Here is a 13,938-nt window from a genome sequence, read left to right on the forward strand (position 1 = left end):
AACCGGGGCCGGTGGTGCCAACCTTTTTCGGACCGTCGTGTTCCCGGTGGTGCGGGTCAGCTCGCCTTGCGCGACGACTTCTTGGCGGGCGCCTTCTTGGCCGTCGACTTGCTCCCGGAAGCGCTGGAACCCGAGCTGCCCGATGACGCCTTCTTCGCTGTCGACTTGGCCGCGGCCTTCTTGGCCGGCGCCTTCTTCGCGGCGGTCTTCGCCGCAGCCTTCTTGGCCGGCGCCTTCTTGGCGGGGGCGTCCTTCGAGTCCGAATCCCCGCGATCCTTCACCGACGCGCGCAACGCGGCGAGGAGATCGGCGACGTCGGAGTCCTCGGTGTCCTTGTCCTCGTCGTCGGATTCGGGGAACGCCTCGCCGCCCTCGGACTTCGCCTCGATGAGCTTGGTCAGCTCGTTCTGGTAGGTGTCCTCGAACTCGGAGGGGTCGTAGTCCGACGCCATCGACTCGATCAGCGACGCCGCCATCTGCAGTTCCTGATCGCGGATCTCGGTGTCGTCGTCCAGGAAGCCGAAGTCGGGTTTGCGCACCTCGTCGGGCCACAGCAGCGTCTGCAACGTCATCACACCGTCGACGACCCGCAGTGCCGCCACGCGGGTCCGGTTGCGCAGGGTGAACGAGGCGATCGCGAGCCGATCCGTCTCCTCCAGCGCCTTGGCCAACAGCACGTACGCCTTCGGCGACTTCGACGACGGCTCGAGGTAGTAGGGCTTGTCGAAATAGATCGGGTCGACCTGCTCGGCGGGAACGAACTCCAGGATCGAGATCTCCGGGCTCTTCTGGACCGGCAGCGAGGCGAGGTCGTCCTTGGTCAGGATCACCGTCTCGCCGGACTCGGATTCGTAGGCGTTGGCGATGTCGCCGTAGTCGACCTCGGTGTCGGTGCCCTCACGCACACGGCGGTAACGGATGCGGGTGCCGTCCGACGAGTCGACCTGGTAGGACTTGCGGTCGTGACTCTCGGTCGCGGAATAGACCTTGACCGGCACGTTGACCAGGCCAAAGCTGAGGTCGCCCTTCCAGATCGAGCGCATGAGGGCCATTCTGCCAGGGATTTGGGTCAGATGGCGGCAAGCAGCGAGACGTTCTCGGTCGACCTTGTGGACAATGGACGGCATGGCAGGCGGCGAGACTCTGGAGGTCGACGGCCGACGGATCTCGATCACCAATCTCTCGAAGGTGCTCTATCCGGCGGCGGGGACCCGAAAGTTCGAGGTCATCGACTACTACTCGCGCATCGCCGACGTCCTCCTCCCCCACGTGCGGGGCCGCCTCATCACCCGCAAACGGTGGCCCAACGGCGTCGAGTCGACCCCGTTCTTCGAGAAGAACGTCCCCGACAGCGCACCGGACTGGATTCGACGCCACGGCATCCAGCACAGCGAACGGGTCATCTCCTACGCCATGGCCGACGACCGCGCCACGCTGGTCTGGCTCGCGCAGATGGCGGTGCTGGAGATCCACACACCGCAGTGGCGGCTTCCCATGGGACCCGACGGCGCACCGATGGCGAACCGCATCGTCTTCGACCTCGATCCCGGCCCGCGGGTGCCCTTGCACCGGACCGCGGAGGTGGCGTGCGAGATCCGTAACTGGCTCGGCGGGGCGACGACCTATCCGGTGACCAGCGGCGGCAAGGGCATCCACCTCTACGCGCGGCTCCCGAAACCCGTGACCTCGGATGCGGCGCGCAAGGTGGCGCAGGAGGTCGCCAACGAGTTCGCTCGTCAGCACAGCGATTTCATCACCGCCAAGATGTCCAAATCGCTGCGCGACGACAAGGTCTTCATCGACTGGAGTCAGAACACCGCCGCCAAGACCACCCTGGCGCCGTACTCGATGCGCGGACGTGAGCAGCCGTGGGTGGCCGCGCCGCGCACCTGGGAGGAGATGGAGGATCCAGGGCTCTCCCAACTGCTCTACACCGAGGTGCTCGAGCGCGTCGAAGAGTTCGGCGATCTCCTCGACGGCCTCGACGACCCTTACGGTGACACCGACGGGGACGAGCCGGAACCCGCCGTCGAGCCGGCGGCGGGTCAGGTCATCAACCTGAAGGAGTACCGCCGCAAGCGCGACCAGTCGAAGACACCCGAACCGTTCGGCGACGAGGCGCATCGGCAGCGCATCGAATCCGAGAGCTCCACAGGGGAGCCGGATTCCGACACCACAACGGACCGGGCACCGATCTTCGTGATCCAGGAACACCATGCCCGGCGGTTGCACTACGACTTCCGGCTCGAACACGACGGGGTCCTGGTGTCGTGGGCCGTGCCCAAAAACCTGCCCACCGATCCCGATCAGAACCGGCTCGCAGTGCAGACCGAGGATCACCCCATGGACTACGCCGACTTCGAAGGCGACATCCCGGCGGGCGAATACGGTGGCGGTCACGTGTCGATCTGGGACAAAGGCACTTTCGAGCTCGAGAAGTGGCGTGACAAGGAGGTCATCGTCCGCCTCCACGGCGAGCGGTTGCAGGGCCGCTACGCGCTGATCCGGACCGGCGAGAAGAACTGGCTCGCCCATCTCATGAGCGACGAGCCCCGCCCGATCGTCCCGGACAGCCTCACCGATCCACGCCCGATGCTCGCGACCGACGAGTCGATCGACGGACTCAACGGCCGCGACTGGGCCTTCGAGGGCAAGTGGGACGGATATCGCCTCCTCATCCGCTCGGTCGGCGGCGAGTTCCGGCTCACCTCCCGATCGGGCATCGACATGACGGCCGATTTTCCCGAACTCGCAGGCCTTGCAGACGATCTCGGCCTCATGGACGTGGTGCTCGACGGCGAGGTCGTCGCCATCGACTCCTCCGGCCGCACCAACTTCACCCTGTTGACCTCGCGTCGGCACACCGACGAGCCATATTCGTTGCGGCTACACCTGTTCGACATCCTGTACCTGAACGGCTCGTCCTTGCTGCGCAAGCCGTGGTCGGCACGGCGGGAGCTCCTCGAGGAGCTGGCCCCGGCATTCCGCAACTCCGCCTTCGTCGAAGTTCCGCCGCTGCTTCCCGGCCCGGGATCGGCAGCCGTCGAGTACAGCCGCGAACACAATCTGGAAGGCGTTGTCGCCAAGCGCCGCAACTCGGTGTATCAGCAGGGGCGTCGGTCGACGACGTGGTTGAAACACAAGAACTGGAGCGACATCGAGGTCGTCGTCGGCGGGTACCGACCGGGACGCGGCAACCGCGCCCACACCATCGGCTCGTTGCTGATCGGGCTCCCCGAGGAGACCGGGCTGCGCTACGTCGGTCGCGTCGGCACCGGCTTCACCGACGCGCAGCTGCGCTCGCTCGCCGAGGAACTCGGACCGCTGGAGATCTCGCGGTCGCCGTTCCTCGACAAACTCGACCGGCCCGTCGAGTCGAGCGCGGTGTGGGTGCTGCCCAAGATCGTCGGCGAGGTCCGTTTCATGGACTGGACGACGGCCGGGCACCTGCGGCACCCCAGCTGGCGGGGCATCCGCCGGGACAAACTCCCCGGCGACCTCTGACCGGCGGCGCACTGCCGCGACGGAACCGAGAACAGGAGCGACTCCCATGACCGGCGAGACGACCACCATCCCCGCGGCCGACACCGACACCGATGCCTATGTCGCGCGGCCGGATTCACCGCCATCCGATTCTCCACTGCCCGGTGTCCTGTTCCTCACCGACCTGATCGGACTGCGGCCGCGGATCGAGGCCATGGCCGACCGCATCGCGTCGTGGGGATACGTCGTACTCGTTCCGCACCTGTTCCATCGGTACGGTTCCGCCACCGAGTGGGCACCGACCGAGGACCTGTTGCTGCCCGAGGCGCGGGCCGCGTTCTTCCGATCCGCGATGCCGCGGGCGCGAACCCTCACCCCCGACGCCGTACGACCCGACCTCGTCGCCTATCTCGATGCGCTGCACTCCCTCCCGGGCGTCGCGCCCGGACCCGTCGGCGTCACCGGTTACTGCATGGGCGGGCGGCTCGCGCTGAACATCGCGGCCACCCGGCCCGACGAGGTGGCCGCGGTGGGCATGTTCCACACCGGCGGGCTGGTCACCGACGACCCCGACAGTCCGCACCTGCACCTCGTCGGCATCGACGCATTCGTCCTCGCCATTCACGCCGACAAGGACCGGTCACTGCCCGCCATGGCGGTGGCCCAGTTCGAGCACGCCCTGACCGCTGGGGGCGTGGCACACTCGGCGACCGTCTATCCCAGTGCACCGCACGGGTATACGATGTCCGACCTGGAGGCCTACCACCACGAGGCCACCGAACATCACTTCGACGAGCTGGAGGCACTGTTCGGGCGGACGCTGTCGGGGTGAGGTGGCCGCCTCGTCCGACTGTCGCACTCGGCGCCGGTCGTCGACCGCCCCTCGCCACGTGACCTGACCACGGCCCACCCCCAGAGCACCAACCACAGGCTCATCCCGCCGACCTGGATCCGCTGGGCGAGTCCGAGACGGTAGTCGCCGGTCAGGTTGTCCGCGACCAACATCCACACCGTGGCGAGCGCGATGACGACGAGCACCGCGTTCCCGATCCGCCGGAGGGCCGGCCAGACGGACCCTTCCGGGGTGATGCGCAGCGCCGAGACGCCGGCGGCGATCATCACGGTGAAGATGGCGAACACCGCGACCGTACTCGTCAGCGCGTGGATGTGATGCAGTTGCGGGAGCAGTCCGCTCGGTTCGCGCGGGCACCCGGCGTCGACTCCCGGAATGCACTCGATCGGGAGCAGGGCGTCGGCGATGGTCGCAGCGCCGAAAACCGCCAATGCGAGAACGGCGGTGGTCGCCGTCCGACCGCGGAACAGCCGGCGCGGGACGAGCAACAGGAGTGCCGCGACCAGTGCGCAGATGCCGGTGGTGACGTCCCCGACCACGTAGATCTCGCGGTGGGGGCGGTTCGCGGCGTCGAGCTCGCTCAGGAAGCTGCGCATCGGGTCCAACGAATCCGCCCACGCGAACTCCAGCACCCACGACGAATAGCAGAGTCCCGCAACGACGATCAGGATGCCGGCGACCGATCTCCTCACGAGGCCGGCGTCGGCTCCGGTGCGCCGATCGGCCGTCCCTGGCGCAGCGGGAGCTCCTTCCAGGTGACCGTGCCGATGATGGCCAGTAGCGAGATGATCGACACCGCCAGGAACACCCTGTCCATCGAGTGGGCGAAGCCCTCCTTGATGGGTTGCGCGAGCTCGGTCGGCAGCTTCTCGATGACCGAGGTGTCACTCATGACGCTGTCCGACGATCCCGTTGCCGCACCGGGGTTCTGGGCGGCAACGATGAGCGACTGCCCGAATGTGCTGACCTGTGGGTCGGCGCTCTGCGAGGCCTCCACGACCGCCGCCCGATACTCGGGCTGAGCGGCCGCCGAGACCATCTCGTCCCTGATGCTCGGACCCATGAACGAGAACAACAGCGAGAAGAAGACCGCGACGCCGAGCGTTCCACCGATCTGGCGGAAGAAGGTGGCGGTGCCGGTCGACAAACCCATGTCCTTGGGCGGCAGGATGTTCTGCATCGCCAGGGTGATCGGCTGCATCAGATTGCCCAGGCCGAAGCCGAGAAGCGCCGCCATCAGCATGACCAGGTAGACCGGGGTCTCGGTGCCGACCAGGTGGAGCAGGAAGGTGCCCGTGGTGATCAGCACCGCACCGATGATCGTGAAGATCTTGTAGCGACCGGTGCGAGAGATCAGCTGACCCGACAGAATCGAGCCGGTCATCAGTCCGAGCACCATCGGGAGCATCTGCAGGCCGGCGATCATGGGGCTCGATCCGCGAAGCACCTGGAAGTACTGCGGCAGCATCGAGATCCCGCCGAACATGACCGCACCGATGATCACCGAGATGACGATGCCCTGACTGAAGACCACGTTCTTGAACACACGCAACGGGATCAGTGCGTCGTCGCCCATCAGATGCTCGATCCAGATGAATGCGGCGATGCCGACGACGCCGATGGCGTAGCAGAGAATCGACAGCCCGGAGCTCCAGCCCCACTGACGACCCTGCTCGGCAACGATGAGCAACGGTGCCACCGCGACGGCCAGAGCTGTCGCGCCCCAGTAGTCGGTGCGCCCACCCACTCCCTTCTGCTGGTCGTAGTTGAGCACCTTGTAGACGACGAACAACGCGACGAGCCCGATCGGCACGTTCACCAGAAACACCCAGCGCCAGCCGGACACCCAGAGGATCGTCTCCTGGCCGGCGAACAGACCGCCGAGGACCGGACCGAGGACGCTGGAGGTGCCGAACACGGCGAGGAAGTAGCCCTGGTACTTGGCGCGTTCGCGGGGCGGCACGATGTCACCGATGGTGGTCAGTGCGAGGGTCATCAGGCCGCCCGCGCCGAGCCCCTGAAAAGCGCGGAACGCGGCCAGCTCGTACATCGACGTGGCGATCGTGCACAGCAACGAACCGACGATGAAGATCGAGATCGCGAGCAGGAAGAACGGTTTGCGGCCGTAGAGGTCGGACAGTTTGCCGTACAGGGGGGTCACGATCGTCGCGGTGACGAGGTAGGCCGTGGTCACCCACGCCTGCATGTCGTATCCCTGCAGGTCGTCGGCGATGGTCCGGATCGCGGTCGACACGATGGTCTGGTCGAGAGCGGCGAGGAACATGCCCATCATGAGTCCGGCCAGGATGGTCAGGATCTGGCGATGGGTCAATCCGGCCCCGGCCACCTCGCCGTCGGGGGCCACCGTTTCAGAGGCCACCGATTCGGGGGCCGCCGAGGAATCTGTCATCGTCGTTGTCCTTTCACGGGTTTCACGCATCCGCGTCCGGCTTGCGGGCTGAGCACGCCGGGTTGAGGGCCGCGTCGGCAGCGTCGACGAATCGACCGAGAAGCCTGACGAGGGTGTGGAGTTCGTCGTCGGTCCACTCCGCCATGACGTCGGCCATCGCGGATCGGCGCATCTCGCGCATCGCCAGGACGCGGTCGCGGCCGGCGTCGGTGATGACGAGGAGGGTGGCACGTCCGTCGTCGGGGTCCGCCTCGCGACGGATCAGTTCGTGGTCCACCAGTTGGGCCACATGACGACTCACCGTCGACGGGTCGGCGTTCATCGCCTCGGCGAGCTCCCGCGATCGCATCGACCGTCGGGAGAGGGGGAACAGCGCCTTGAACGCCGCCGCCTCGAACTCCCCATCGTGGGTCCGGAAGGTGGTGTGCACCGCCCGCTCGCGGATGCGCACGAACCGCAGCAGCGTCTCGAACAGGTCGTCGATCGCCTGGTGATCGAGAGCCGGCACTGCCACCACCTCCGAGTGCTGTTTTTACTTTCCCTTTGCAATTAGTTGCGATGCGCAACTAGTTGCCCTCCGCAAGTGTGCGCGCGGAAGCGGGAGAATGCAAACAGACCGAAGACGGAGAAGTGAGTCGCCGCCCTGCCGGGTCGGGGGTTGGCAGGGCGGCGACTCACCATCGATGTCGCTCGCGGATCGCCGGACGTTACCGACGCCGCCTCCGACGGGGAGCGGGCTGAACCACATCGACGACGCGGGAGTGCGTTGCGCCTCCCGGTCCCGAGGCGATGCATCGTCGGACCCTGCCTGCGGTTAGCCTCGTGGGAGCCAGGAACCGTGACGGGAGCTCTTCGTGTTCGTTGTCGCCCACATCAGCGACCTGCATTTCAACGGGACGCGGTTCAATCGGGCCCGCATCCAGGCCGCGCTGAGCTACATCAATGCTCGTGCGGCCGGCATCGACGTCCTCCTGGTCACCGGTGACATCGCCGACGAAGGTGCGCCCAGCGAGTACCGCGAGGCCCACGGGGTACTCGAGAGTCCGCTGCCGATGCTCATCACCGCCGGGAACCATGACGTCCGCGAGCCGTTCAGTGCTGCTCTCATCGGTACCGAGACCTCCGGCCCGATCAACCACGCCCGGACGGTGCGGGGACGCGACGGCTCCGACGTGCTGTTCCTCGTGTGCGACAGCTCGATCCCCGGCCGTAACGACGGCCGTCTCGACGATGAGACGATCGCCTGGCTGTCGGACCGACTCGACGCGACGCCGGCGGACACCCCGGTGTTCATCGCTTTCCACCATCCACCGGTCGACCTGCACATGCCGTTCATGGACTCCATCCGGCAGCGTGACGAGGGCCGCCTCGCCGACCTGGTCGGAGACCACCCGAACATCGTCGCGTTCCTCTGCGGCCATGCGCACACCCCGGCGGTGACCACGTTCGCCGACCGCCCGCTGTGCGTCGCGCCGGGAGTGTCGTCGACGCTGAACCTCCCGTTCGAGGGGCGGGAGGTCGTCAATCGCGGTCAGCCACCGGGGATTGCGTTCCATCTCTACGACGACGAGCGTTTCGTCACCCACTTCCGCTCGGTGATGTTCTGACGCGTGCCCGCACGGTCAGGGATGCGCGGACGTCGTCGCACGATCGCGATGCCGAGAGCCGAGCGCGCCGGCCGAAGCCTCACCGGCAACCGGTGCGATGCTCTGCGGGGTGACTTCGTAGACCCGCGCGGTCGCGATGTCGAAATACAGTCCGACGATGCGCAACCGGGCCTCCGCCGCGGCCCGACCGACGAGCGGATGCCGCGCCAGCGTCTCGATCTGCTTCGCCACGTTGACCACGGCCAGCTGATCGACCTCGGGGAGTCCCCGCTCGGCTGCGGCGCGTCCGGCCGGGTGTCCGTGCCGGAACGCCACCCGGCTGGGAATCGCGTGTCGCAACCACCGCTGGATCGGGGATCGCTCCGCCGAGGTCTCCGACACCGCTGACCCGCCGGACGCCTCGCTGTCGAGCAGCGCGTGCATCGCCCCGCACGACGAATGACCGCAGACCACGATCGACGACACCCCCAGCTCGCCGACGGCGAACTCCAGTGCGGCCTCCACCGATACGTCGTCGTCGCTGTCGGTCGGTATCAGGTTGCCCACGTTGCGGACCGTGAACAGATCACCCGGGCCGCTCGCGGTGATGACGTTGGGCAGCACCCGCGAGTCGGCACATGTCACGAACAACGAGTCGGGGTCCTGCGACTCGGTGACATCGGCGAGCATCGCGCGCAGGGCGTCGGCGTGCTCGTTCTCGTACTCGTGGACACCGCCGAGGACCGACCGGAGCGCCGCCGGACGGTCCGTGGTTATCGACGTCTCCGACTCGGTTCGGTTGCGCCACGGCGTCAGTCCGGCGAATCCGGAGGTGTGGCGCCGCGGTGGCCGGTGCGGGGCGTCGACGAGCCGGGCGCGCCCCTTCTCGACGATGAGCACCGTGCCGCCGCCTGCTTCATGCGCCCAGCGGAAGTCCTCGAGCATCTCCGAGGCCGCATGGTCGAGGAAGTCGGTGTCGAGTTCGAGCGTCAGATGCGCCCGGTCCGGGACCTGTGCCAAGGCCTTGTTGAGCTTCGGCAACGACAGGAAGCTCAGCGAACCGCGAACACGTACCGTCCACTGTGCACCGTCGGTTCCGCTTGGTTCCGAGACGATCTCGGCGCGAACCACTCGCCAGACGACGAGTCCGATCGCCACGGCCAGCCCGATCCCGACACCCTCGAGCAGATTGAGGAAGACCACCGCCAGCACCGTGATGACATAGACCCAGAGATCGCCCGTGCGGAGGGCGATTCGCATGTGCGCCAGCTTGACCAGCTGGATGCCGATGACCACCAGCAAGCCGGCCAGGGCGGCCATCGGGATCTGCTCGACCAGCCCGGTGAGCAGCGCCGCGAAGACGAGCACCCACACGCCGTGCATCACCGCCGACGCCGAGGTCCGCGCACCGGAGTTGACGTTGGTGGTGCTGCGCACGATGACGCCGGTGACCGGCAACCCACCGAGCATCCCCGACGTGATGTTCGCACTGCCCTGTCCGAGCAGCTCGCGATTCAGGTCGCTGCGGGGGCCGGTGTGCATCTTGTCGACCGCGACCGCCGACAGCAGCGACTCCACGCTGGCGATCAGCGCTACCGTCAGGACTCCGAGAAGTACTGCTCCCCAACTACTGTCGGGAAGCTCGGGGAGGGTGATCGCTTCGAAGAAGTTGCCGTCGATGCTGATCCGTTCGACGTCCAGACCGAAGACGATGGTCAGCGCCGTCGCGCCGACGATGGCGACCAGCGGTCCGGGCACCTTGCGTACGGCCGCCGGCAGCAGCGGCCAGATGAGCAGGACGGCGATCACCGTGCCACCCACGAGTGCATCCGACGTCTCGATGTCGGCGAGCCCCGCGGGCAGGGAGGTCACGTTCTCCCAGGCGCTGCTCGCCGAACTGCCACCCAGCAGCACGTGGATCTGCTGGAGGGCGATGGTGATCCCGATACCGGCGAGCATCGCGTGGACGACCACCGGCGCGATGGCCAGCGCGGCTCCTGCGATGCGGCTCAGACCGAACAGGATCTGCAGGACACCCGCGCCGACCGTGATGAAACAGGTGACCCGCCAACCGAAATTGGCGACCATGTCGGCGACCACCACGGTCAGACCGGCCGCGGGTCCCGAAACCTGTAGTGCGCTACCGCCGATCAGCCCGGCGACGATACCGCCGACGACCGCGGCGATGAGCCCGGCCAACACGGGGGCATCCGACGCGATCGCGATACCCAATGACAATGGAAGAGCCACAAGGAAAACCACGAGGGATGCGGGTAGGTCGTACCGCATCACCTCGCGAATTCCGGGGCCCCGACTCCCCTTTTTTCGCATATGTCCGACGCTACCGACGGTTTGTTGATTTCAGATGAACTGTGGAGCCGTGACGCTGTGAAAACGCAGGGCAGTACGGCGGCAGTGTGATTCACTTCACCGAAAACGGCGCCTGGCGGGGTGAGGACGCGTCGTCAGGCCGACGAACCCGCCTTCAGCAGCTCCTGGAGAATCTTGCCGCCGATCTCCGGAATGAGGCCGGGTCCGGTCTCGGGGAGGTTCTGCGGCAGCAGACCGGGCTCGTGGGTGGCCGGGATGCGCGCGGTCCGCGTGGCTTCGAGCCTGATCCCGGTCTGCTGCGCCTTGGTCAGCGGGGTCCGGTACTTCTCGAGGTCGGTCGCGGTGGTGAGCGACCCGACGACCCGCAGACCCATCGCGCCGAAGTCCGCCGCACCGCGTCGGATGTGGTTGGGCGAGGTCACGAGCACGATGTCGCGGATACCCTGTGCCCGCAGGATCTCGGCGGTGTTCTGGGCGTTGCCCACCGTCGACCCCGACTTGTCCTCGGCGAGGATGCGGCTCGCACTGACACCGTTGTCGACGAGCCACGTCCGCATGGCGGCCGCCTCGGTGACGCCCTTCTTCGGCACCCCTCCGGTCACCACGATGGGCGCACCGGTCGTCACCTCGGACTGCGCCTTGCCGGCCAACACCCGATTGACGAGTTCCGGCGCCATCTTCCCGTTCGCGTTCAACCCGTAACCGAGGACGACGATGGCCACTCGCCCGGACACCGGTTGAGGAGTGGTACTCGGGACGATCTGCGCCGCGGTCGCGACGCCGGAGATGATGTTGCGCGCCGTCGTCGCCAGTCCCGGGTTCATCATCGACAGACGGTTGAGGGCCGAGCGTCCGACCACGACGTCATCGAGCTGATCCGACCAGATCGCCTGGAGTGCAAGCGCATGCGAGTCTGCCGGCGCCACCGCCAGTACCTGCTGAAGGAGTTCCAGACCGCCTGCGACGTCGCCTCCGGCGAACTTCGACTGCGCCTCGTTGTACAGACCGGCCGGGTCTATCGCGGACGCGGTCGTCACCACCGACGCATTCTCTGCCGGCAATGTCCCGACCGCCACGCCACCGAGCGCGGCAACCGCGATCGTCGCTGCGGCCGCGATCTTCCTGCGCTTCACTCTGGTCACACCAGTCACTCGCGTAACAGTACGAGAGATGCACAACGGCCCCGCACCCGTCCGATCCCAGATCGGTAACGGGTGCGGGGCCGATTGCGGTGAGGTGGGGGTCGCGAAGCTCAGCGCTTCAGACCGGCCACCTTCAGCAGCTCCGGGCGGCGCAGGACGAGCCCGATCCACATCAGCACACCGAGGTAGACCGCGAACAGGACCGTGTCGAACAGCGGGGCCTCGATCCGCATGTTCGCCGTGACCGCGCCACCGAGGTAGGCCGTGATCCCGACCGCGCCGAGCACGGCGGTGCGCGGGATGGCGTAGACGACCAGGCACACGAGCAACACGACCCCCATCACGATGGCCTGGTCGGCCGGGAAGCCCAGCTCCCGCATGCCGTCGATCACCGCTTGCGGACGCGCCAGCTTGCCCGCGACGTCGAACGCGAGGAAGGCGCCGACGAGCACGCTGATGACGATTCCCGTTGTGCGACGCCAGTTCCGACGCGTCGGACGCGACTCGTCGGAGGCGGTGGTGGTGGTCGTGACCGCCGGGCTGGCGGTGTCTCCGGCGGTGCTGTTGCGAGTCATGATGGCCTCCTGGCGGATGGTGCGAGTGGGTTGTGCAGGGATAGACACGTCTGCTCGCCAGAACTCATCGCCGGATCGGCCTGCACCCTCGAGGACGGACTGGCGTCGTTGTCCGGGCACCGCGGTGATCACGGCCTGACGACGATCGACGACTACGCCGCCGACCGTGCGACATCCACGCGAGACGAGTTGCTCTCCTTCCATTCCCACACGGCGTAGAGCACCTCGGTGGTGTACCCCAGATCCATCCGGCCACCACCGACCGGCACCGTCGCGTCGGTGCTTATCCGAGGGTTTGGTTGCCACTCCGGCGGCTTCGAAGTCGGCGGCGCCACCTCGATCTCGGCACCGTCCGGCCGATGAAACGTGAACCGCTGCGACCCGTGCGCGGTGATCGAGAACTCGCCCCGATGCAACGACCGATGACACGACCCGCACAACAAGATCAGATTGTCCGGATCCGTCCGCCCACCCGCCGACCAGAACTGCACATGATGGGCATGCAGATGCCGCGTCCGACCACACCCCGGCATCTGACAACACCGATCCCGCACCAACAACGCCCGCACCAACGCCTTGTTCGGCACCCGCTTCCGACGCCCCACACCCACCAACGCCAGCTTCCCCGGCCGCCCGGGCACCCGGCGACTCACCACCTCCCGCCTCGACGCCCCACACCCAGCCTCGGCCACCTCGACCTCCGACAGGGCCGGACCGTCATCGAGATGGGCCTGCTCCACGCCCGCACCGGCATGAACAAGGATCTCCGCCCCGGGTGCGAGATCAGGCATCGCGATCCCGTCATGCACCATGTCAGCCATCACCACCACCGCCGGCGCCACATTCGACGGCACCTGCCGCCACAGATCCCGACGCCGCGACGGAACCACCCCCAGATTCTCTGGTACCGAATCGGGTTCAGTGTTCCGCGGAACACTGTCCACGGTCGGTAGATCCGGATCGTCGCCGGTCCGGGTGCGTTCATACTCCGCCCGCACCGCCCCAGCCAGAAACCGCGCCCCATCCAACGGACTCAACCGCAACGACACCGACAACGACCCATCCGCGTTCCACTTCCACCGACCCCTCGACTCCACCGGCGGCCGGTTTTCCTCCTCGACGCCACGGTTGCGGTCGATCCGACCCATCGCCCGCACCGCCCGATCCAACTGACTCGCCGTCGACGACAACGCCAGATTCACCAACTCGGCCTCCCGCTCCGGCGTGGCCGCCCGCGTCAACGCACGCACCTTCGAATACGACAACCGGCCCTCGCCAAACGCCTTGCGGATCACCGGCAACTCTCGGATCGCCCTGGCGACCCGCACCTGCTCATGCGCCGTTCGCGGCGCAATACCCGCCTTCCACGACAACCAGTGCGCCAAGGAATGAATCCCCGGCCCCCGCCACGACTCCCGCCCGTCCAGTTCTGCCACCAGTCCAAGGAAACCCGCTGTCAGCGCCGTGATCTGCGCGGCATACCCCAACACCCGCGCCTCGAGAACCTCATCAGACAACGACGCCGGATCCGCACCATCAAACATCGACGCAACATCCC

General features: G+C 67.1%; 11 protein-coding genes. 3 read left to right on the forward strand and 8 right to left on the reverse strand.

Annotated elements, in window-relative coordinates:
• Window positions 1-56 precede the first annotated feature (56 nt).
• Window positions 57-1,043: a non-homologous end joining protein Ku gene (ku, locus tag CA982_RS16720; protein ID WP_462686315.1), complete on the reverse strand. Its 987-nt coding sequence runs from the start codon at window positions 1,041-1,043 to the stop codon at window positions 57-59.
• Window positions 1,044-1,125: 82 nt separating this feature from the next.
• Between ku and CA982_RS16725 the strand changes: the two genes are divergently transcribed.
• Together CA982_RS16725 and CA982_RS16730 are read left to right on the forward strand one after the other, a co-directional pair.
• The gene (locus CA982_RS16725; RefSeq protein ID WP_086536412.1) at window positions 1,126-3,504 is read left to right on the forward strand and encodes an ATP-dependent DNA ligase; all 2,379 of its coding nucleotides are present in this window, start codon (window positions 1,126-1,128) and stop codon (window positions 3,502-3,504) included.
• Between the two features lie 46 nt (window positions 3,505-3,550).
• Entirely contained in the window at window positions 3,551-4,315 is a 765-nt protein-coding gene (locus CA982_RS16730) for a dienelactone hydrolase family protein (RefSeq protein WP_086536394.1), read from the forward strand.
• Here the strand turns inward: CA982_RS16730 and CA982_RS16735 are convergent.
• Genes CA982_RS16735 through CA982_RS16745 form a run of 3 tightly spaced genes read right to left on the reverse strand, consistent with a single transcriptional unit; the run spans window position 4,267 to window position 7,254 of the window.
• Entirely contained in the window at window positions 4,267-5,028 is a 762-nt protein-coding gene (locus CA982_RS16735; protein ID WP_086536395.1) for a DUF998 domain-containing protein, read from the reverse strand. The genes CA982_RS16730 and CA982_RS16735 overlap by 49 nt on opposite strands.
• Window positions 5,025-6,746: an MDR family MFS transporter gene (locus CA982_RS16740; protein WP_086536396.1), complete on the reverse strand. Its 1,722-nt coding sequence runs from the start codon at window positions 6,744-6,746 to the stop codon at window positions 5,025-5,027. The genes CA982_RS16735 and CA982_RS16740 overlap by 4 nt, the downstream gene beginning before the upstream one ends.
• A gap of 22 nt (window positions 6,747-6,768) precedes the next feature.
• Window positions 6,769-7,254: a MarR family winged helix-turn-helix transcriptional regulator gene (locus CA982_RS16745; RefSeq protein WP_086536397.1), complete on the reverse strand. Its 486-nt coding sequence runs from the start codon at window positions 7,252-7,254 to the stop codon at window positions 6,769-6,771.
• Between the two features lie 346 nt (window positions 7,255-7,600).
• On the opposite strand from CA982_RS16745, the gene CA982_RS16750 reads away from it, so the two are divergent.
• A complete protein-coding gene (locus CA982_RS16750; RefSeq protein WP_086536398.1) occupies window positions 7,601-8,353 on the forward strand; it encodes a metallophosphoesterase in 753 nt (250 codons plus the stop codon).
• A 15-nt stretch (window positions 8,354-8,368) separates the two neighbouring features.
• On the opposite strand, the gene CA982_RS16755 is transcribed toward CA982_RS16750, so the two are convergent.
• The 4 genes from CA982_RS16755 to CA982_RS16770 all read right to left on the reverse strand — a co-directional run bounded on the left by CA982_RS16755 (window position 8,369) and on the right by CA982_RS16770 (window position 13,924).
• On the reverse strand, window positions 8,369-10,663 hold the full coding sequence (locus tag CA982_RS16755) for a SulP family inorganic anion transporter (protein WP_167383368.1): 2,295 nt from the start codon (window positions 10,661-10,663) through the stop codon (window positions 8,369-8,371).
• Window positions 10,664-10,797: 134 nt separating this feature from the next.
• Window positions 10,798-11,805 (reverse strand): YdcF family protein, encoded by a 1,008-nt coding sequence (locus CA982_RS16760; RefSeq protein WP_086536399.1) that lies wholly within the window; start codon window positions 11,803-11,805, stop codon window positions 10,798-10,800.
• 110 nt (window positions 11,806-11,915) lie between these two features.
• Window positions 11,916-12,380, reverse strand: a complete 465-nt coding sequence (locus CA982_RS16765) for a DoxX family protein (protein WP_086536414.1) — start codon at window positions 12,378-12,380, stop codon at window positions 11,916-11,918.
• A gap of 152 nt (window positions 12,381-12,532) precedes the next feature.
• Complete coding sequence (locus CA982_RS16770) at window positions 12,533-13,924, reverse strand: HNH endonuclease (protein ID WP_086536400.1); 1,392 nt, start codon at window positions 13,922-13,924, stop codon at window positions 12,533-12,535.
• Window positions 13,925-13,938 lie beyond the last annotated feature (14 nt).

This window comes from Gordonia lacunae (assembly GCF_002149015.1).
GTDB lineage: Bacteria > Actinomycetota > Actinomycetes > Mycobacteriales > Mycobacteriaceae > Gordonia > Gordonia lacunae.